The sequence below is a fragment of the Hydrogenophaga sp. PBL-H3 genome (assembly GCF_010104355.1).
Taxonomy (GTDB): domain Bacteria; phylum Pseudomonadota; class Gammaproteobacteria; order Burkholderiales; family Burkholderiaceae_C; genus Hydrogenophaga.
Map to the genome: position 1 here is coordinate 1,862,869 of NZ_CP044972.1, position 23,431 is coordinate 1,886,299.

At 66.4% G+C, this 23,431-nt stretch carries 1 protein-coding gene (cut by a window edge); it reads right to left on the reverse strand.

Annotated features, from left to right (window positions below):
• Positions 1-23,431, reverse strand: the 3' portion of a protein-coding gene (locus tag F9Z44_RS08760) for an LEPR-XLL domain-containing protein (RefSeq protein ID WP_159605313.1). It continues 7,535 nt past the right edge of the window; the window shows 23,431 of its 30,966 coding nt (coding positions 7,536-30,966); the start codon falls outside the window, past its right edge; its stop codon occupies positions 1-3.

Genomic DNA, 23,431 nt, shown 5'->3' on the forward strand with positions numbered 1-23,431 from the left:
TCAGCGGACGCGGGCGTCCGGTGTCACGCCGCTGTTCAGCGGCAGGTGGATGCGCAGGCCGGCGTTGGGGTTGCGCGTGGTTTCGTCCTGGCCCAGGTGCTGCACGAAGTCGCGCACCCAGATGGCGTTGGAGGCGGCCACGTGTGGTGCCGCTGTGGTGCGGCCAGCCACCAGGGTCCAGTCGATGGCGGGTGGCGCTGCGGGCACCACCGGTGCCTTTGGCGCAGGGGCAGGCATGCCGTAGGGTGGCAACTCGAACCCGGGCGTGGTGCTGGTGGCCGGCACCCAGGTGGGTGCGCTGCGCCAGCCGGCCGACAGGGTCTCACCCATCCAGGGCGTCTGTCCATGCTCCAGGTCCATGCCGTGGCCCAGCTCGTGCATGAGCGCTGACAACAGATCCATGCGGTCCCGGGCACCGCCGAAGGTGGCCAGGCCGTTGGCATCGAACTCCTCGTCCACCTCGGGTGTGAGGTCCACGTACCAGCCGTGGCCCGCTGCATCGATGTCGATGGTGATCACGCCGTCATCCCAGGTGGCCAGGGCCGTGCCGTCCAGGTCCTCGATGCGCAGCGTGGCCCGTGCCACGGCGGCCATCAGGGCGGCGTCTTCGCTCAGGCTGAGGCGGCGGATCGCGGCATCCAGCAGGGCTTGCGCCTCGCCGAGCTTCACCTCACCACCGCGGGCTGCGCTGCCCAGGGTGTCGGCGTGCAGGAACTGCATGGTGGACGACTGAGGCAACACGTAGTTGGCCAGCGCGCGGTCATTGGCGCGCAGCGTGAAGCTGTCGAAGCTGGCGCTGCCACCACGGGCCATGACGCCGACTTCGCCATCCACCAGGGCCGCATTGAAGGCGTGGTTGCCGACCAGCGAGCCATTGGCGTAGATGCTGAGCGAGGCGCCGTTGGACAGCAGTTTGAGCGTGACGTCCGAGCCGAACGCGATGGTGCGGGCGAAGCTGCGGTCAACGACCCAGCCATCGCGCGCCGTGAAGTGACCCACCAGGATCTTGTCGGCCGCTTCGTCCACCGCGACGAATTTGAAGTCGGTGCTGCTGTAGACGTCGAAGGCAATGCCAGCCACACCGCTGGTGCTGGTGAGCTTGAGTCGGGCCTCGACCTCGATGATGGCGTCGGCGGCGATGTCGGCGCCCAGGTTGGCCAGCTTGAGGGCGTTGGTGCCGGTGGGCACTGTCACCGCCGTCACGCCACTGCCCAGGCTCCAGTTGCCGGTGGTCGTGCCGCCCGCAAACAGGGTTCCGGTGTTGCTGTCGAAGGTGTCCGTCACCTGCAAGGTCCAGTCCGGTGGCAGCACCTGCACGGTGAAGTTGTCCACCGTGCCCTTGGAGCCGTCCAGGCCAAAGCCCACCAGGCCGCGGCTCAGGGGCAGGGCTTCCTCGCCGTCCATGCGCGGCGCGAAGGTGTAGCTGAACCAGTTCACCCCCGCCACCGACACCGTCACGTTGGTGCCGTTGATGGCCACCAGCATGTCGTAGGCGGTGCCCGGTTTGAGCAACACAGGTTTGTTGGACTTGACCACCTGGTGCCAGCCGCTGGCGTCGCGGTACCCCATCTCGATCTGGTTGTTCGAGACGTTGATGCCGGCGTACTTGAAGTCGGTTGGCGACTGGTAGTCGAAGATCACGTAGCTGTTGGCTTTCCAGGTGCCGGTGGGCTTGTCGGCCGTGATGGTGGCGCTGATCTCGAAGTAGCTCGGCAGGTAGTTGTCGAGGTAGTACACGGCGGCGGCCTGGGTGGTGCCGCTGTCGGCGGAAGCGGTCAGCTTGCCGCCGCTGACGCTGAACTTGCCCGCATCGACTGCAAAGGCGTCGAGCGTGCCGTCGCTGAAGCTTGCGGTGCGCAGCACGTCGCGCCGCCCACCGGGAATGTTGCCCGCCTGCGGGTCGCTCGGGCCACCGGTCTGGTCTTGCCAGAAGCCATGGTCCTGCTGCGTGATCAGGCCGATCTCGCTGTCGGTGCCGCCCATGAGGCGGTTGACGTTGCTGTAGCGGTCGGTGCCGTTGGTGTTGCCGGTGTCGGTGCCGCGGGTGATGTCGGCACCGTCGCTGAAGGCCTGCGCGTACAGGAAGTCGAACAGGTGGGGCGGCACCTGGCGGCTCACCGTGGCAATGCCGAAGGGCGCGAACGGCACGATGTAGCTGTTGAACTCGCCCACCCAGTCGATCAGGCGGTCACCGCCGGTGTTGCCGATCAGGATGTCCAGGCCGGCACCGCCGAAGGCACGGTCTTCGTACGACGGGTGCGTGTCGGGAATGTCGTTGAGCGCGCCCGAGGTGTCGTACACCTTGCTGTAGGTGCGCACGCCCGTCAGCGGATCGACGAACACGTTGCGCCCGCCGATCAGGTCGTCTGCGTTGAGCAGGTCGTTGCCCCAGCCACCGTAGAGGTGGTCCCGGCCCGTGCCACCCGACATCCAGTCGTTGCCCAGGTCACCGAAGATCGCATCCTTGCCGTCGCTCTCGCGCAGGGTGTAGGACGTGGTCACCGGCGTGCCATTGGGGTTGAACTGGGTGTAGCCGCCGATCTTCACGCCTTCGTCTTCAGCGAAGTTCAGGAAGTACTGCTTGAGGTCGTTGAGCGTCTGGCCCGCCGTCAGGGGGTTGCTGTCGTCCCAGACTTCGCCGCTGGCGTGGAACAGGATCGCGCGGCGCGGGTCGTATTCGTCGTACAGGAAGAACTCGCCCAGGCGCGGCACGATGGGTTTCGGTGCGTTCCAAGGGTTGGTGTCGTTGCCGAAATACAGGATGTTGCCGGGGTTCCAGGGCCGGTTGAAGTCCACCCGCACCAGGCCGGCCACGGGGGTGGCCTGCTGTTCGAGCTGGCCGGTGTTGACGCCGTTGCCAAAGCGCACGGTGTACGACGCGGTGAGTGCTTCAGCGCCACTGATGGCGTCGTCACCGGCGCCGCCGTGCAGGAAGTCGTCGCCCAGGCCGCCGAAGATGATGTCGTCGGCGAACAGGGGATCGAACAGCTGAACCGTGAGCGGGTCTGAGGTCGGCACCAGGGCCTGCGGGATCAGGTTGTGCGGCGTGATGTCGACCGCTTTCTTGAGCTCGTTGGCGAGGTTGATGGTCTCGGTCTGCACCGAGCCCGGGGTGGAGATGAACTCGTTGAGCACGTTGCCCTGGCTGGTGCGGGTGTCGGGGTCGTTACCCAGCAGCGGCTCCACGCCGTACAGGCGCTCGGCCTTGGTGCCGTCTGCCGTGTTGCGGCTGGTGAAGATGCGGCCGTCGTCGCCGAGCACGCCGTCTTCGCCGGTGCCGCCAGAAATGAAGTCCGCGCCCCAGCCCCCGACGATGTCGTCGTCTTCGGCGTCGCCGTAAGCGATGTCGGCCCCGCCACCGAGGTAGATGGTGTCGTCGCCGCGCTCGCCGTGCACCTCGTCGTGGCCGCCGATGTCGTTGCGGGCGTACAGGCCGAACTCGGCGCGCATGCCGGTCTGGAGACCGGTGAGCGAGAACAGGTCGGGTCGGAAATCGGGACCGCCCGGGGTGTAGTCGAGCAGGTTCACGCCATGCACCACCAGCTTCTGGCCGTTATAGATGTCGTAATTGAACGTGAGGTAGTTCTGTGCCTGCGGCGTCAGGTCGGGCCGCGGGTTCACGTCCACGCCGTTGATGCCGACGATGCGGATGATGTTGCCGTTGTCGCCGACGATGGTGTCGGCGTCTTCGGCGTGGCGCGTGGACTCGGCCCCGGTGTCGGCCAGCGTGCCGTCGGCGCGGAATGCGGCATTGCGCACGATCTGCGTGCCGGAGCCGCCGAAGATGCGGTCGTCGTCATCGGGTCGGCTGTTGTCGCTGGTCAGGCTGAAGAAGCTCGAGGAGCCGCCCACCAGATCGTCCTGGCCGAGGTTGCCGAAGATCACGTCACAGCCGCCGCCGCCTTCGATGTAGTCCTGGCCATCGGTGGCCAGGTTGTCCTCGCTGGCCACGACCTTGAGTGCGCCAATGGGGTCGTCGGCCGTGCCCTTGGTGCGCTCGGCACCCACATGGGCGCCGCCGTTGACGGCGCTCTCGATCGAGCCGTCGCCCTGGATCACGTCGTGGCCGAGCTGGCCGAAGATCTGGTCGTGGCCCGAGCCGCCGGCAATGTAGTCGTTGCCGAAGCTGCCCACACCGCTCACGCCCTGGTCCATCGAGAAGGTGTGCAGGTCGGCGTAGTCGATGGTGAACTCGGCCCACCACTGCGGCCCGTTGGGGTCGCGGTAGCCGCGTGCGATGCCATCGGTGAGCAGCCGGCCGCTGTTGTACTCGTTGATCTGTGTGGCATTGCCCAGTGTGGCGTAGGCGCTGCCCAGGGCCAGCTGGGTGATGCGGTCGGTGCGGGTGTAGAGCAGGGTGCCGTACAGGGTCTGGAAGCGCAAGCTGGCGATGTCGTCGATCAGGCTGCCGTCGTACGGCGTGCCCTGGTTGGTCAGGCGCACGTTGTCGCCAAAGATCAGGTCGTCGCCTTCCTTGCCGTCGATCAGGTCGTTGCCGGCGCCGCCGATCAGGATGTCGGCGATGTCGGTGCCCCGAATGGTGTCGTCGTCACCGTTCTGCAGTTCGACCGAGACGATGGAGATGACCGAGGCCAGCTCGGTGGTCTGGATCTTCTGCAGCAGCACGGGCGGCATGTTGGGGTCTTCCACCGCCTGCACCACCTGGCCATGGTCGCCAAAGATGATGTTGGGCAGATCGGGGCTGGCGGTACCGTTGCCTTCGAGCACGTCGCGCCCGGCCTTGAGGGTGTCGCGCACCGGCGAGGGCACGGGCTTGAAGGTGCTGTCGGCCTTGGCCAGGTTCTCGTCGACCGAGGGCTCGGGGCTGTTGTCCACCGTGGCTATCTGCAGCGCACGCGTCAGGATGTTGACGTTGACGCCGCTGTCGCCGTAGATGTGGTCGGTGCCGCGCTGACCGCGGATGGTGTCGTCGCCCGAGCCGCCGGCCAGGTGGTCACCGGCCTGGCTGCCGATGATCAGGTCGTTGCCCGCGCCACCGTAGGCGGTGATGCCCACCGTGATGCCTGCAGCGGCCAGTTGGGCGTCTGTCTTGCCGGCAAACAGCGCGCTGGCGTCGATGATGTCGTGGCCGGCCAGCTTGTACGGGTTGGCCACGGGGAAGATCCACTCGTCGTCCTCGTTTTCTTCGTCAGGCAGCTGCGGGAACGGATCAAAGGGCTTCTCGCCGAACTCCAGGCCCAGGCGGTCTTGCGGCCGCCCGCTGTACCAGACGCCGTCCTGGCTGGTGTCGCCGTAGATCACCAGCGGGCTGTCGGGGCCGGCGCCGCCGGTGACGACGAAATGGTCGCCACCCACGCGCTTGCCGCCGTCCTTGCGCACGTCATAGCCGAACACGGTGATCTTCTGGGCGCCGCCGCAGCCGCAGTCGGTGAGCGCGGCGTCGGCCAGCACCAGCTGGTTGCCGTTGAGAGAAGCCACGGTGAAGCCACCTGCAAAGCCGTCCACGAAGATGACCTGGCCCTGGTAGAAGCCGGCGTCAGCCCAGTTGCCGCTGCTGCGCGTGAGCGTGGTGCGCAGGTCGTCGATCAGCGGGTCGGCGTTGAAGTCCAGCAAGGCCACAGACACCACCTCGGTCACCACCGTCTTGAGCGGCTCGGCCACGTGGATGTGCAGCGGCACGTTCACCCCGTTGGCCAGCGCGGCACCCTGTCTGGGCACCAGCACCAGCGTGGCGGCGGTGCCCCAGGCCGCGTAGGGCTTGGTCCCGTCGGCCGGGTTCCAGGCGGCGTTGCGGATTTCGGTGATCACATAGGTGTAGGCGCCATTGCCGACCTGGATCGTCTGGCCCACCGCGTAACGGTCGTCGCTGTAGCTGCGACCGTCGGCACGGGTCAGTGACACAGCGCTCACCGTGCTTCCATTGAGGACGGTGGTGGTGGTGGCAATGTTGAACTTGCCATCGGTTTCCACCCAGCGGTTGCCGCCACCGTGGGTGACGGTCAGGCCGCCGTGGGGGCCTTGGACGAAGATGGCGTTGTAGGTGGTGGCCGGGCTGGTGGCCAGCGCCTGGCCTTCGAGCACCATGCCCAGCCCGTTGGCGGTGAAGTCGACCACGCGGTACTGCTGGTCGCCGGTGGCCGTGCGCAGGGTGATCAGGTGGCCTTCGAGGAAGCCTTCCTCGGCCCAGGTCTTGCCGGTCTTGCTGATGGTGCCGCCGGTGGCGGTGCCCACGGTGGACACCGCCTGGTTGAGCAGCATCACGAGTTTGTCGATGGCGATGATCTTCTGCTCGCCGGTGAGCACTGGCAGCGCCGTTTCAACGCCGTTGACCGCCACTTTCTTGACCCGCAGGATGGAGTTGTCGTTCGGATCCTTCCAGGCCTGGCCGGTGGCGGGGTCGATGTAATTGGCGGGCGAGGTGATCGGGTTGCCGAGTGCGTCCTTGTACTCAAAGTCGTCTTCGATGGCGACCACCTCCCAGGTGCCGGTCTGGCCGGCGATCTGGATCAGTTGGCCGACCAGGAAGCCTTGGGCCTTCCAGTCGAAATCGTCGCGCACGATGGTGCCGCCGGTGGCGTTGGGCGTGAACTTGAAGACGTTCTGCGCCTGCACGAACGGTGCGGCCTCGATCGTGCTGGTGATGTCCAGCTTGTCGTTGCCTTCCCCGAGCATGAGGTTGACCACCTCGATGGTGGACTGCTGGGTGTCGGTGCTGAAGCTGGTGGCACCGAAATTGATTTTGCCGAAGCTGATGCCGCCAGGAACGGTCAGGCTCTCGCCGAACGTGGCCGCGTCGGCGGGGGTGAGGCCGAAGAGCTCGCCGAAGTTCAGCGGATCGGCCATGTTGAAGCCGGTCAGCGTGGTTCGGGTCATCACGCCGTTGCCATTGGCCTTGCTCGTGTCGTTGAAGATGTTGAGCACGTCGATCTGCTGGCTCTCAGGCGCCTGCGTGCCGATGGCGATCAGGAAGCCGTCTTTCTCGCCGGGCAGCTTCACGCCGTTGGTGAGCGAGCGGTCGGCGCCGGTGGGGCCGCCTTCCACGGCCAGCGGGCCGCGCAGATTCGACAGGTAATGACCCTGCACCGGGAAGATCTTCACGCCTTCGCGCACCGAAGGCACCTCGAAGAACGGATCGGCTTCGAGCACGATGGTCTGCTGCTTGTACCAGGCCTGTGCGTCGGCCTCGGTGCCGGTGAACACCGCCACCTTGGCGATGCGGTTCACCTCCACGTTGAGACCCGCCGGGTTGGCCAGCCAGGCCGGCAGGGCGCCGCCGACTTCCAGTGTGAACTGCAGGCGGTTGTCGAAGGTGTCGTTGCTGCCGCGGATGATGGCGATCTTCAGGTCGATGGCGTTGCCCGTGCGAACTCCGTTGGCATCGAGTTCGAAGACGCGCACGCGCTGGCCTTCCAGGAAGCCTTCGCCCAGCCAGCCCTGCACATTGCCCGTGGCGCCCACGCGCAGCAGGCGGTCGACGAACACGTCGACCCCGGCCTGCAGCGAGAGCAGGTCGTCCTTCACGTTTTCTTCCAGCTTGACGAGGCCTTTCCACACACTGTCGGGCGAGAGCACCGACAGCGTGACCGTGTCCAGCACCTCGCCGGCCGCGCCGCCGAGGGCGGTGGTGAGCACCAGGTGGTCGGCAAACACCTGCTTGACCAGGAAGTCGCCGTTGAGCCCGGCTCCCGCGCCGCCGACGCGGATCTGGTCGCCCACGCTCCAGCCTTCGTCAATGAAGCTGCCCAGGTCGGCCCCGGTGCCGCGCGTGAGGGTGGCAAAACCGCCGCTGTTGCCAAACACGATGGAGCCGCTGAAACGCTCGGATGGTTGCAGGCCGCCGATGGTCTGGTAGCTGGTGGGGATGACCGCGCCCAGGCTGTTGCGGATTTCCTTCACGTCGGCCAGACCGTCGGTGAGGATGGCCACGTTCACCGGTGCCGTGGGTTGGCGGGTCAGGCGGATGGTGTAGGTGTCGTCCACGCTCTGGTCGCCGGGCAGGCTGGCGTCGTCGTTGATCACCAGTGTGGTGCCACCACTCTCCAGCACCACCGCACCTTCGGTTTCGTTGTCGATCACCTCGACATCGAGGATGGCCGGGTTGGCCCGCAGGTTGGGAATGACGTAGTCGTTGTTGATGTCGACCGAGCTGGCGTCCTTGACGAACTTGAGCACCGCGGTCTCGGGGTCTTCGCCCACGAAGTCGTCCAGGGCTTGCACGTTCACGCGCACACCCGTGTTCCAGTTGGTCTCGTTGAACGAGATGGTGCGGGTGAGCGCATTGAAGCGGCCGCTGCCCCCGTCGCTGAGCGCGATGGCCGCGTCGTCACCCGCGCCGAAGTCGATGCGGATGACGATGGTCTCGCCAGCCTCGGGCTTCTTGGACAGCTGCACCAGGAAGGCGTCAGTGAGGCCGGTGGCGCCCGCGCCCTCGACCACCAGCGTGCGGCCGTCGTTCTCCAGTGGGTTGTTCGGGTTGATCTCGGTGATCTGCACCCCGGGGGTGTCGTTGTCGATCACCGTGGCTTCGACGTTGCGCACATCAATGCCGTTGTAGAGCGCGTTGTTGGACAACACCGAGTGCTGGATCACCACCACGCGGTCGCCTTCGGAGCGTGGATCGTCCGGGGCGTAGACGAAGACGTTCTTGGTCTGGTCCCAGTTGGTGTGATCGAAACGCAGCACGATGGCGCGCTTGTCCACCTGCGTGGGCACGCCGTTGACGTTGATGCTGCGCTGGAAGTCGGCGGGCAACACCACACCACCGGGATTGACTTCGGACAGCCAGATGCTGTCGCCCAGGCCGTCGACCAGCGGAGCCGGGTTGAGGTCGTAGCCATCGCGTTCTTCCTGGTTGGAGCGCGAGGCCGAGACGGTGATGTACACCACCTGGCCCACTTGCAGGGCTTCGGCCAGGCGAACGGTGTAGAAGTCGAACATGCCGGGCAGGTTGTCGTCGATGCCATGCTCCTGCACCAGGGTGCGGCCGTTGGTGGCGCCACCGGTTTCTTCGTTGATGACCACCAGGCCTTCGGTCTTGACCGGGACGTTGTAGTCGATGCCGTCGATGAGCAGACCGTTGTAGAGGAAGTCTCCGGAGGTGACGAGGTGCTCGACCCAGCCCGAGGCGCCCTCAAGCTCGCGGGTCACGATGTCTTCGGTCACGTCACCCGCCACGTTGATGGTGTCCGAACCCAGGCCGCCGATGACGCGGTAGGCCACGCCGAACTCGGTGGACTGCACGAAGAACTCGTCGTCGCCTTCCAGGCCGTCGACCTCGACCATCTCGATGGTGGTGTAGGTCACGCTCAGGCCGGCACCGTAGATGCCCTTCTTGGTGATCACGATGTCGTCGGCGAATTCGGTGCCCAGGATCACCAGCTTGTCGAAGCCGGTACCGCCATCCACCGAGACCGGGGCATTGACGTTGTAGCGCACCTCGTCGTTGCCGCCACCGGTGCGGATGTCGGGGGCCTGGGCCACCGAGAAGCCACGGCCGATCTGCGGTGAGGCCACGCCGTCGGCCTCGAGCACGATGGTGTCGTCGCTGACGTTGTTGCGCGTGAGGCTGAGGTCAACGAAGTTGATCGTGGTGTCGCGGTTGACGTCGTACGGGCTCACACCGGCGGGCGGTGCGCCCAGTGCGGTCAGCTTGGCGGTGAGCTCGGCGCGCCAGGCCGCGAGCGTGCCGGCATTGCCCAGGGCGGGCAGGGCGGCCACGGTCTGGGCAATGGTCCATGCAGGGTTGGCCACGTGCAGCGCGTCCAGCGCCTTGAGCACGGCCACGCCGCCTTCGAGGTCGGCCTTGTTCTTCACGCCGTCGTTGTTCCAGTCGAAGTCGACGGTGGCGGCGAGCGCGAAGGCCCGCACGATGAAGAGGTCGTTCTGGTCGTCACCCTCCAGGCGCAGGGCGGACTGGTTGGAGTAGACGCGGAATTCGTCGTTGCCGCTGCCGCCCTGGGCCACCAGCGGAGCGGTGGCGCCGGCCGAGAGCCAGCCGCGGGTGGTGGCCACCAGGTTGGCGAACACGTCTTCGGAGAGCAGGTTGCCTTCGGCCTGGTTGCGGTTGCTGCCGAAGATCTGGCCGACCTGGAACAGGTCGAAGCCTTCACCACCGTCCAGCGTGGTCACCACGGTCGTGTCGTCGCTGTAGAACGCGTCGTTTCCGCCCTGGCCTTCGATGATCAGGCGGCCATTGAGACCGGTGTCGTAGTTGATGCGCTGGACTTCGTTTGACGACTCGTTGCCCAGCACCACGTCCTCGTAGGTGGACACCAGGCCGTGCAGCATGGCGACATAGCCGGGGTGGTCTTCACCCACCTCGCCCGGGATCTCCTGGCCGGCGCGCAGCAGGAAGATGTCGTCGGTGGGCTTCTTCTGGCCCAGGTTGTCCAGACCGTTCTGCGTGCTGTTGTTGCCATAGACGAAGGCCTCGTCCACCCCGTCGTCCGACTGGCCCTTGTCCAGGATGTTGATGATGTAGTTGCGGGTGTCGGCGCCGTTGGAGCCGATGGTGTGGATGAAATAGCTGTCGCTGCCGGCCTGACCGTCCAGCGTCAGCGTGTGCTGCGCCACCACCGCTGCGGTGGGGGGAGCGGTGCGGGTGGCGGTGTCCTGCAGGTAATAGACCCGCATGCGGTCTTCGCCGTCGTTGTTCACGTCGCCCAGCGCCACGGTGTTGTCGGCCGAGCCGTGCACGCGGGTCTTGCTGCCGATGAGGATGTAGCCCGCGCTGCCCTGCGCCACGCCACCGGCGATGCCCGTGGGATCGCCGAACTGGATGGTGTCGACCTCGCTGTTGCCGTAGATCTCGAACAGGCGCGTCGGCGCGGTCAGCGTGGGCACCGCCACGCCGGTGGCGCCTGCACCGGTTTCGCTCCCTGCGGTGGTCAGGTTGGCACCAGCGATCAGGCGCCCGCGCAGGATCATGTTGGTCCCGCGGTTGAGGTCGGCGCTGAGGTGGTCGCCTTTGAGCAGCACGCCCAGCGCCGCGATGATGGCGCTGTTCTCGTCGGTGAACACGTTGTCGCCCACCAGCAGCTCGACGCTGCCTTTCTCAGCAAAGATCTGGCCGTTGGCGATGGCGCGTGTGGCGTCGAGCTGGTTGCCCGGCAGGGTGCTGGTGTCTTCGGCGAAACGGGCAGAGCCGCTGTCGATCAGCAGCAGGTGCTCGTCCAGATCGCCGGACTCGCGCACCGTGAGGCGGATGTGGCCGTTGTAGGTGTGGGCCAGCACCAGCCGCAGCTCGGCGTCGGTCTCGGTGAGGTAGATGTTGTCGCTGGCCTCCAGCGCAACGTCGTCCAGGTCACCACCCAGGTCGCTGCGGATGGCCGTGATGTCGTCTGCGTTCGTGCCATCGGGCCGCTCCAGAACCGGCGACAAGGCGACCGACGCGCGGCGGCTGTCGATCTCCAGGTCGTCGCCGAACTCGCCGATGCTGCCGCCGTTGGCGTCGAGGTCGATCGATTGACCCAGCACATTGACGTCGCCATCCACATCGCTGCCCACCTTGCGGTCCAGGATGGAGCCGGCCTTGGTGCGCAGCGACACGTTCTCCGAGGTCTTGACGGTGTGCACGAGCAAGTCGCCGCTCATCTCGTCGACGAAGATGCCCTGCGTGCGGCCTTGCGCGGCCATGTCGTAAGCGCGCAGCACGCCGGTTGCGCTGTTGGCCACGTTGATTTCGAGGAAGTTGTCGAGGCGGCCAATTCCGCCCAGCGGATTTCCGGAGCCGACCACACGTGTCGGATCGAGCACCTCACCGGGAACCTCGGAGGCATCGGGATTCACAAAACTCGATGCGGTGACCAGCGTGATGTTGCGCCCGGCCACGTCGGAGCTGGTGTTGGCGTCACCTGTCGCGTCAACGATGCGTTGAGGCGAATACAGCAGCACGTCGCTGAAGTTGGAGGTGATGCTCTCCACCCGCATGTCGCCGGTTTTTTCGGTGAGTGCCACCCAGCCGTTGGTCAACACGGTGATGTGACCAGTGCCGATCTGGACGCCGCTGACATCGAGCTCGGTGATGCCCAGCACATTGACGGCGAGGTTGGCCGTGTTGCTGGCGGCCTCAACGGCCACGACCTTCACGTTGTTGCCTGCCTGCAGGCCGGGCAGCTCGTAGGCACCCTTGGTGGGCGTGCTGTTGGGCAAACGCCCCCGGAAGTCGTAGGTGGACGGGATGTTCGAGCTGACGTCGGCGTACACGCCTCGGTTGCGCGGCTGCTGGTCGCCGTCGTCCTGGTCGAAGAAGGTGTAGTGCACCTCGCCGCCCGGGATGTTGTCCCACTTGACGATGATGCCGCCGTAGAGTCCGCCGCCAGTCTGGTTCAGGCTGGATTGCAGGCGCAGGTCGATGTCGTTGCCGGCCGACACACGATCGATCTCGACAATGTAGTCCGCGCCATTCATGCGTTGCAGGGCGCGCAGGTCCATGGCGGCGTTGATGCCGGCATCCACCGTGAACTGTTCCCTGGCGATGAGGGTGTGCGTGTCGTCGGGGCTGCCGCCAGCATTGATGTCGACAAGCGTGCCTGCCAGTGCGTTGGCCAGCGTGGTGGACAGGCCAACGCTGAGTCCGTCGTCCGACACGGAGGCGTAGTAGTAGTTGCCGCTGGTCAGGCCACCGACGTCGGCACCGGTGTTCTTGATGTACTGCACCAGTTCGCCCGTGACGAAGGGGTTGCCCTTGCCCAGCAGGATCTGGTTGGTGGTGCCGTTGACCAGGTTGGTGCGGAATGCCTGGCCCACCGGCAGGTCGGCGGCGTCGACGATGTCCACGTTGACCCGGTGCGCCTGGTAGCCAGCGGGGTTGCCGACCGAGCCGGGAACCACCTGGCCGACGTTGGCGCTCGCATCGATCTTGAGGATGTTGGTCCTCACCAGAGACGCGCTGGCTCGGTCTCCCGTGCCGTAGACCGAGCCCACCGTGTTGACAATGGAGGTGGTGCCGATGGGGTTGTTGATCGTGCCGTTGAGATACACGTCGGACTCGACGCCGGGGACACCGACGATGCCCAGGTTCTGGATCTCGATCAAGGTGGGTGCCACGTCCTGAACGATGCGGAAGCTCATGGCGCCGGGTGAACCACCCACGCCGGTCGATGCCGGGTCGAACCACACCACCGATTGATCGCCGCCGGTGACGTCGATCTTGTTGATCACGATGTCCTTGTCTGACTTGTTGACGATCTTCACGCGCGAGAGGGTCTCGCGGAAAGTCCAGGTGCCGCCGGCACCCGCGATCAACGCCGACTTGAACGCCACGTCGCCCGGGCCGGGGTTGGTGATGTCGTTGACGATGATGGTGTTGCTCTGGATGGTGTCACCCTTGCCTTCGGCCGATCCGCCACCGCCTGCCGAGTCATTGACCGTGACCTCCACCGCTTCCTCGATCGTGCCATCCGCACCGATGCTGATGCCCTTGACGATCAGCTCGGGCGAGCGGCCCGAGAGGATCAGCACGTTGGAGTCGAAGGCAATGCTTTCGGTGTCGCTGGATTCGTTGTCCTCGTCGGAGTCGCCGGCTGCCAGCGAGCGCCGGCTGACGCTGGCGTCCTGGTCGTGCGAGATGGTCCCGTTGTCGGTGGACACGTAGAAGGCCAGGTGCTCGTTGACGCCGCTGGGAATGCCGCCATCGGTGGGGTGGGCCAGCACCGGGTCGTCCTTGGCCCGCGGGCCGGCCGTCACCAGTGCCTGCGCCGCACCCAGCACCGTGGAGGTGAGGTCCACATCGGTCTCGGCATCGGATTCGACATAGCCAAACAGGCCGGTCGAGCGCGCGAAGGCCTTGGTCAGCGTGTTGACGTTGTCGAAGCGGGTGATGAAGTCCACCCCCTCCCAGCCGGTGACCTTGGCGTTGGTCTTGACATCGACCTTGAGGGCAATGGCCGCATCGAGCTCGGCCAGGGAGGTGCCCTCGCCATAGAAGCCCGCGCCGCGCCCGTCGCCTTCGACCCGTGCGTTGAAGTTGTCCATGGTGGCCCGCAACAGCACGCGGTTGCCTTCGACGGACGCATCCTGGCCGATCACGACACGGTTCTCGCCATTCACGGTCACTTCGGCGTCGGCGCTGGCATCGCCACCAAAGCCGATGCCGGAGCCTGTGGCCTTGGCGGTCAGGGTGACTTGTGTGTTCGCGTCGATGCGCGCCATGCCATCGGCCGCCTTGACCACGGCGTCGTCGGCCACGCTGGCCTCGGTGGTGAAGTCGATGTCCACCACGGTGTCGGGGTAGACAGTGCCCACAAAACCGCCGGCACTGGCGCGCGATGTGGCCCCCGCCCTGGCGATGGTGTCCGCCTCGACGGTGACGTTGCTGGTGGCGACCACGCTGGCATTGGCCGCGATGGTGGCGATGCTGGTGAGGCTCTGGTTGTTTTCGGCGTCGGCCGAGCCGACGGCCACAAAGCCGCCGGTGCCGTTGGCGGCCGAGGCGCTGCTGTCGGTCTGGGCCAGGCTGCTGACGATCACGTTGCCTGCGGTGGTCACCTGCGCGGCGGCCAGGGTGGCGTAGGCCTCGGGATTGGTGGTGATGATGGCTTCGTTGATGTTGACGCCAATGAAACCGCCGCCAGAGCCTTTGGCGAAGGCGGACGATTTGCCGTCGCCCTGGCTGGGTGCCACTTCGCTCAAGGACACGCCACCGGCACCGGTGATGCGCTGGTTGCCGTCCACCGAGTCACCGGTGATGTCGATGATCAGGAACTGCACCGAGGAGATGGGCTGGTTGTCGACCAGGTCCACCACCAGCTGACCGATGCGGTGGTTGGCGTAAGGCCCGGCCAGGGTGGTGGGCGTGAGGTTGAGCGCTGCGCCGTTGGGCGTGGTGGCCAGCTGGAAGGTGTTGGTGGTTGCGTTGACCACGTAGTAGGTGCCGTTGTCCGACAGGCCGCCGATGGGCACGTTCTGCACCCGGACGAAGGAGTGCGTGTCGCGGTTGGCGGCGTTGGCCGAGATCGTGATCACGCTCTCGTCAACCGTGCTGTTGATGGCGCCACGGCTCACGCTGGACTTGTCGCCGGTGACATTGAGCACCACCTGCGATTGCACCAGGGTGATCGTGCCACCCGCGATGGAGTCGATGGTGAACAGGCCGTCGTTCCCGCCCGCGTCGGTGACGGTGATGCCCTGGCCGGCGAGGTAGCCCTCGGCGGCCCAGTCGCCGCCGGACCAGACGATCTGGTCCTTGTCGCCCGGGTTGGTGCCGCGCACGAAGTTGAACTGCTGTGTGACCTGCGTGGCCTTGAAGTTGGGCCCGCCGGTCAGGCTGAGGGTGGCACCCGACACGCTGCCCACGGTGTAGCTGCCGTTGTTGTCGGCGCCGGCACCGGTGACGATGATGGTGTGTCCACTGGCGAAGCCGGCATCGGCCCAGCTGGCGCCGTTGGTGCGGATGAGTTTTTGCGTGGTGCCGTCCAGCACGAACTGCAGGTTGCCGATGACGGTGTCGTTGCGCTTGAGCTTGATGGTGTCGGCGTCGACGAACTCGACCCGGTAGACCGTGTTGTGCACCAGGCCCGTGATCGGCGTGCGGGTGTAGTCGTTCTCGAAGCCCGGTGCCGGTGTCGGGTCGGGGTTGAAGTAGTCATTGACCGTGTACAGCACCTTGTCGCCGTCGGTCAGGCCGTGGTTGCTGCTGAAGCTCACGCTGTTGCCGGCCACCTGGCTGGTGGTTGCGGTGGCGCGGTCGGGGGCTTCGTAGGTCAGCACATCACCGTTGTTGAAACCGTGGCCGTTCAGGGTGATGGTGTTGCCCGCATCGCTGACGACGGTGGGCGTGAAACTGTCGAGCACGGCGCCCGGGTTGGTCGCTTTCTGCAGCGTGTCCACCAGCTGGATGGTGCGGTTGTCGAGCACGCGGATGTAGTACAGCGTGCCGGCCGCATCGCCTTCGCTGGCATTGGCAATGCCCACCCCCAGCTGGTAGCGGATGGTCTGGCCATTGCTGTAGCCGTGTTCCTCGTTGAGGAAGGTGATGGTGTCGGCCACCGCGTCGATCTGGATGCTCTTGTCGAGGAAGCTCACCGCTGTGAGGTCCACCGCGAGCATGCCGATGCGGTGGGAATCCGGTGTGCGCAGGGTGTCGGCGGTGGGCTGGAGGTCCACCACGTTGGTCAGCAGCTTGTCGGTCGTGAGCCGGAAGGTGTTGTCGCTGAGCTTGTCGACGTAGTAGGTCTTCTGGTCTTGCAGGTTGCCGATGGGCAGATCCGCCACGCGGATCAGGGCATGCAGGTCGTTGCTGTCGCGCAGTTTGGTGTTGGGCGGATCTCCGGGGTCGGCGGGATTCTGCGCGTCAAGGACCGTGTCCTGGGGCCGTGAGAGGGCGATGGCACCCTGATCGAAGGTGACGCTGGTGCGATCACCCCGGTCAACCGTGACGTTCGCCAGGTTGTTCGTGGTCGCGCCAAAGCCCTGCTTCTGGTTGATGGTCAGGGTGGTGCCGTCGGCGCTGACCGCGAGCACCGAGTAGGTGCCGTTGTAGCTGCCCGCCCCGGTCACGTTGATCGAACTGCCGAAACCGAAGCCTTCGTCGGCCCAGCTGAAACCGGGTCGACCGTTGAGCACGATGGTGTCGAAGTCGGCTGCAGTGGCGCCCCGCACGAAATCAATGGTGTCGCGCACGCGGGTGGCGGCAAAGTCGACGCCGCCCGACACGGAGATCGTGCTGCCGGCCACGTTGGTCACGGTGTAGACCCCGACGAAGAGCGGGGACAGATCGACCACGGAGAGTGGAAGGTCGGTGGTGAAGCCGTCGGCCGAGAAGCTGCCGCCATCGTTGCGCACGAACTTCTGCACACCGTTGTCCAGCAGGAAATCGGCGTCGGTGGAGACCACCGAGTTGCGCTTGAGCTGGATGGTGAAGGCATCCACCACGAGCACCCGGTAGGTGCCGCCGTTCTCCAGCCCGCCGATGGGTTGCGCATTGGCCGGAACGCCACCGGCGTCCGTCACGTTGTAGCGCACGATTTCGCCGCCCGTGAAGCCGTGTGCGATGAGGTTGCCGTCGTCGTTGACGAAGACGATGTTGTTGTTGTCAACGAAATCCAGCTTGTTCGTGAGGATGTTGTAGCTGGCATCCACCTGGCCGGTGAGGAAGCTGGACGGGTCTGGCGCGTCGTAGGTGACGGCATCGCCGTCGTTGAAGCCGTGGTTGGTGATCGAGATGACGTTGGTGCCGCCATTGACGTCGTCGATGACGTCGAAGTTCTTGAACGCGCTGTCGGGGTCGGTGGCCTTGGTGTAGCTGTCGACCAGTCGGATGCGTGTCTCGTCGATCACCAGCACGTAGTAGAAGACGCCGTCGGCCTCACTGAGGCCGAAGTTCGCCAGGCCATCGCTGCTGCCGCGCTGGTAGCGCACGCGGTCACCCGCGATGAAGTTGTGCGCCTGGGCGAAGGTGATGATCTCGGTGGCGCTGTCGATCTTGGCGGTGTCGAAGGCCGCACCCAGATAGATCTTGTTCGGGTCGATGCTGCCGTCGTCGTTTTCGTAGGCGATCACACCGTACAGGCGACGCTGGTTGACATCGACCTCGATGCCGCCGGGCAGCACGATGGTGATCTGGTCGGGTTCGTATTGGTCCAGGCCGCCGATTTCGGTGTTGCCACCGGCGTCGTATTCGATCGCATCACCCGTGCTCAGGCCGTGGCTGTTGACGGTGATCGTGTCCTCGGTGGAGTTGGCTGCCGAGATGCCGAACTCGTTGGAGTCGATGTCCAGCGGACCCGCCTCGGCGCGCACGGTGATGTCGCCGGTGGCGCTGATGCGCGTGCCCGCGTTGATGGCCGCGTTGGCCTTGGGCGTTGCCGTGGTCTCGGCGTCGGAGGCGCCAGCGCCCAGCACGCCGCCAATGGCCACACCTTCCACGCGGGCGTCGCCCTCGGAGGCTCCCCTGGCCTCCACAGTCACATTGCGCACACCCGAAATCTGGGTGTTGTTCAGGATGCGGGCCGCCACTTCCGGATTGGCCCTGGCTTCGGACGAGTTCACCGAGACGGCGGCGAGCAGGCCACCCGCGGCGGATTCGGAGCGGGCGTCGGCCACGCTGTAGGCGAGCGCCTCCACCTTGATGTCGTTGGCGCCCGACACGTTAGCGCCAAACTCGGTGGTGGCACCCCCGTTGGCCTCCGCAATGGTGATGGTGGCGCCGATGGCCGCCGCACCGAAGGAGAAGACGTTGGTGTTGGCGTCCGCAATGTTGTTCACCCGGGATTTGAGCTCCAGGTTGCCGGTCAGCGCGATGTTGCCCCCGCCGCCCACCTTTGTGGTGGCCGTGGCATTGGAGGTGGCCTTGGGGAAAGCTCCCTGGCCGCTGAACAGACCGCCACCGGCGGCCTCGGTCGTGGAGGTGGAGTAACGGTCGCTGTCGGCGGCCTCGCCGTTGAAGTTGTGCTGCGAGCGCATGAACAGGCTGCCAGCCGAAATGGTGGCGTTGCTGCCGATCGAAGTGGTCAGCGTCGGAGTGACGTTGGTTTCAGCGATGCTCGACCCGATCACGCCCAGGCCGACCGACAGGGCAAACACGTCGGTGGTGGCCTTGTGGCTGGTGCTGCTGGTCAGGGACAGTGCGCCGTTGGCCACGATCTCGACGTTGTCGCCGATGGAAGTCTCGGTGTCGGTGTTGACGTCCACGTACGCGAAGTTGATCGTCAGTGCGATGGCGCCGCCGGCCAGCGCGAAGGTGTCGGCTTCGGCGTCCAGTTCGGAATAGCTCGTCACCGAGAGGTTGTCGATGGCGGCGATCTTGCCGATGTCGACGTTGTTGCCGATGGCGGCCTTGACTTCCTTGGTGTTGCCGTCGTCGTCGCCCACGGTGAGCTTGGTGAACGAGGCGCCCGCAGCCACGGCGCCCACCTGCACGCCGGTGGAGGCCAGGTCGAAGTTCTGGTCGGCACTGGCCGAGACCGTGACCTGCGCGGCGTCGTCGATGGCCGATCCGTCGGCCACCAGGGCGCGCACGGCACTGGTGTCATTGACCACGACGACAGAGGCGCCCAGGCCGACGAAGCCGCCCTGCAGCGCCACCGACAGCACATCCACTTCCTGGGTGAAGTCGGCGTCCACGAGGATGTTGTCGCCCGCGCGCAGTTTGCCGCCAGCCTTGGCGTTGACGTTGCCCGACAGATTGAGCACCGCGATCGAGGCGCCCGCACCCACCAGGCCCACGCCCAGGTTGCCCAGCAGGAGGTCAACCTCCATGTTTTCAGCGGCCGTGACCTCGATGTCGTCACCCGCGCGAACATCGGCATTGCCGATGGCAGCGGTGGTGCCGCGCTCCAGCGGCAGGGGCGTGGTGAGCAGGTTGCTCAGCTGGGCGCTGGTCAGCGACTTGGTGGTCAATGAGCCGGTGGCCGAGCCCATGGTGCTGGCCACGCGGGAATCGGCGCTGTTGCTGTTGGTGCCGTTGCTGAACTTGTTGAGCTCGGTCGACAGGCCGGACACACCATCTTCTGACTGGGCACCCGCGTCGGCGGTGGCATTGCCCGAATCGCCACTGAGGGCGCTGTCGGAATCGCTGTCGCCGTCGTTTTCCGAATCGGCGTAAGAGTCGGAGAAATCCTCGCCGATGGACCAGACCGACACCGAAGCGCCCAGGCCAACCACGCCACCAGCACCGGAGAAGGTGAAGCCCTGCAGGTGGCGGTTGGCCAGCGCGTGCAGTTCGACGTCCCCTTTGGCCTTGACGATCGCGTTGTCGCCGATCGTGGCCGTGGTGTCGTTCTTGATGCTGCCAAAGTCCACCGCACCGGCCAGGCCCACGAAGCCCACGCCCAGCGCGCCGGCGAACGAGGTGATGTCGGCGCGGTTGGCCGCCACCACATACACCCCCTGGCCGGCCCCCACCGTGTTGTCGGTGAGGTAGTTCGATTCGTCGTTGTTGATCTTTGCGCCAGTGCCGATGGTGGCGTTGGTGTCGGAGTCGAAGATGGTGACAGTGACGCCGCCGGCGATGCCGGCGTACAGGCCCACACCGCCAGCAACCGCCACATGGGTGGCCTTTTCGCTCGATTCGGCCTGAACCACCACGCCACGCACTGGCGCGGCTTCGGTGCCGAAGCTGCTGCCGGCGATGCTGCCGTCGAGCACGCCCGATACTCCGCCGCCAACGCCCGTGGCCTGTGCGTCCACCTCGGCGTTGTTGCCGATGCTGGCATTGGTTTCCTTGGTGATGGTCACCACGCCGACCGAGCCCGCCGCGCCGGCACCGCTGATGCCCACGGCCACAGCGCCCGACACCACCGTGAACTGGGTGTCGTCGCTGGCCATCACGGCCACATCGCCGCCGGCGTCCACATCGGCGTTCTGGCCAATGGCCGCCGTGGTGTTGGCGTTGAGCGAAAGCACCGAGACGCCGCCGGCCAGGCTGACCACGCCGCTGAAGGCGATGCCGGCCGAGACGATGAGGATCTTTTCCTGGGCGTTGGCCACCACCGCCACGTCGTCCGCGGCGTCCACGATGGCGCCGTCGTTGATGGAGGCCAGGGTTTCGATGTCGACCACCGACACGTCCACACCAGGAGCACCAGCGCCCGAGCCGCCGAAGGCCGCCCCGGCGCCCACGCCCACGTGGTTGAAGTCGCTGGCGGCGGCCACCAGCACGGTCTGGGCCGCATTCGGCGTGCCAGCGGCCTGGTTGATCTGTGCGTTGGCGCCGATCGTGGCGCGGGTGTTGACGTCGATCACGTTGATCGCCGCGCCGATGGCCACGCCCACTGTGCCGCCACCGCCCACGCTCAACGCGATGGTGGCGATGTCGTCCTTGCTGGTGGCCGACACGGCCACACCCCGGAAATCGGTGTTGCTGGTGGCGTTGGCGGTGCGTTTGCCGGTGAAGCCGGGGTCCACCTCGGCGTCTCCGTCGTTGCCGTCCTGGTCGAGGTCGCTGAACTGGTCCATCCCACCGGGGGTGCCGGCCTCCAGCTGCGATTTGGTGGGCTTGGTGCCGCCTTGGGTGGCGGGGTCGTAGTCCTGAGGCGCTGCTGCGGCCACATAGGCAATGTCGTAAGCGCCTGTGCGTGCCGACACGGCGCTGTTGCCACGCCCGGTCACCAGTGCGCCAGCGCCAATGCCGGCCTCGTTGGTCTTGTTGACCACCACCACACCAGCCGCCACACCCACGCCGGCCGTGCCGCCGATGGCCACGCCGCCGACGATCAGGTCCAGGTCACTCTCGTCCTGGGTCTGGACCAGCACGCTGCCGTTGGCGTTGATGTCGGCCTGCGCACCGACGGTGGCACGGGTGTCCAGCGTGAGCACGAACACATCGGCCGACACCGTGATGCCCACGTTGGATCCACCACCGGCGGCCACCGAGAAGGAGCCGATGTCTTCCTTGTTCACCGCTTCCACCGCCACGTTGCCGTCCGCGTCGATCTCGGTGCGGGCTCCGATCTTGGCCTCGGTGACCTTGGTCATCGTGGCCACGTTGACCCCGGCGCCCAGTCCGGCGCCACCGGCCGAAATGGCCAGCGAGCCCGCGATGGTCAGCAGGTCGGTGTCGGCGCTGGCGTAAATGTCCACGCCCGGGTTGTTCGATACCGAGGTGGCCGTGACCTTGCTGTCGGCCCCCAGGTTGGCGATGGTGTCCTCGTCGAGCACGGTGACCGCCACCGAGCCGGCCACCGCCGCGCCACTGCCCGAACCGCTGCCGGCCGCAGCGATGGTGATGATGTTGTCGGTGGAGGTCGCGTGCACCTTCAGGCCCTGGCTGCCGCCCGTGGTCACGTCGGCGAAGCCCTCCAGGTCGGCGCTCACCACATCGGAGTGCACGACCACGATGCCCGAGATGCCGGCGGCCGAGCCGCTCAGGCCGAAGGACACACCGCCGGCCAGGGCGAACATGTCGAAGTCGCCGTTGGCGGTGACGGCCACATTGCCGGCCGCGGCGGACAGGACGCTCTTGTCCAGCGCCGTGCCCGCCTGCACGGTGGCACGGGTCTCGGTGTCCCACACCGCCACTTCAATGGAGCCCGCCACACCGGCACCGCTGCCCACCGACAGACCGAACGAGGCCGCGATGGCGGTGTGCTCGTCGTCGGCGTCGGCCTCGATGGTGATGCCGCCCTGCGAGCTGGTGAGGCTGGCGCCGCCACCCACGGTGGCCAGGGTGTCGCGGAAAGCCACGGTCACGTCGATGCCGATGCCCACCGCCGTGCCACCGGCCGAGGCGCCCAGGGCGCCCGCCCCGGTGAACAGGTGCAGTTCGTCCGTGGCCTTCACGGTGATGTTGTCGCGCGCGCTCACGTTCGAGCCGTCGCCCACGGAAGCCTCGGTCTTCATCTCGATCACATTGACCGATGCCGAGCCGCCCACCGCAGTGCTGCTGCCGCTGCCGGCGATGCCGGCGGCAAAGCTGGTCACGTCCACGCTGCCGATCACCGGCAGCGATTCGGTCACGGGCAGCAGCTCGGCATCGGCCGAGACATTCACGCCACCAGCGGCCGACGCGTTGAGCGTGGCGTTGCTGCCGATGCGTGCGCCGGTGTACAGGCCTTCGGTGTCGGTGACCGGGTCCTCGTTGGGGTTGGTCAGCACGTTGACAGCCACGGCAATGCCCACGCCCGCGCCGTCGATGCCCAGCCCGGCGCCACCGGCGATGTTCTGCAACTGGTTGTGGCTCTCGGCTTGCACGTTGATGCTGCCGCTGTTGGCGATGAGCGTGGCGTTGTTGCCCACGTCGGCCAGGGTCGTCACATCCAGGTAGTTGACCGAGATCGAGCCACCGATGCCGTCGCCGTTGGACACCGCGCCGGCCAGGGCGCGCGTTTTCCAGGTGTTGGTCTCTCCGTCGGCCATCACGGCGCGCACCGCCACGCTGGCGGCATTGATGGTGGCGCCACTGCCCACGCGCGCCTGGTTGTCGGCCAGCCCGATGTTGACCGCCACCGCACCGGCCACGCCGGTGTCGGAGCTGATGTCGGTGGAGGTGGCCGTGGCGATGGCCTGGCCGTCGAAATGGCCGATGGCCTCGACCTTGGCCGCGCCTGATGAACCCAGCGAGACGTTCGGGCCGACGATGGCCTCGTTGTCGGCATCCATGAAGTTCACCGCCACGGTGGCGGCCACCTTCACGCTGCTGCTGCCGGTGCCCGAGCCCGACTGGCTGTTGGCGTTGCTGTTGCCCGAGTTCAAGCCGCTCTGGGCATTGGTGGTGCTTTGCGGTGTGGTGGACGTGCCGCCTTTGTTGGAGGCAAAAGTGCTCTGTTTGGCCGACTCCTGGTCGGCGTCGTCGGAGTCGGTCGTGCCGTCTGCCTTCTTGCTGCTGCCGCCCTCGGCGCTGGCCTTGGATTCGGCCTTGGCGTCGATGGTGGAGGTGGCGATCACGTCGATGAAGTCGGCGCCGCTGAAGCTGTGGCCCACCTCGGCGGTGGTGTCGTCCACCACGATGTTGATGGAGACCGAGGCCCCCACGCCCACGCCGTCGCCGGCGGCCTCGCCGTTGGACAACGTGTAGACGGTGTTGCTGTGCGTG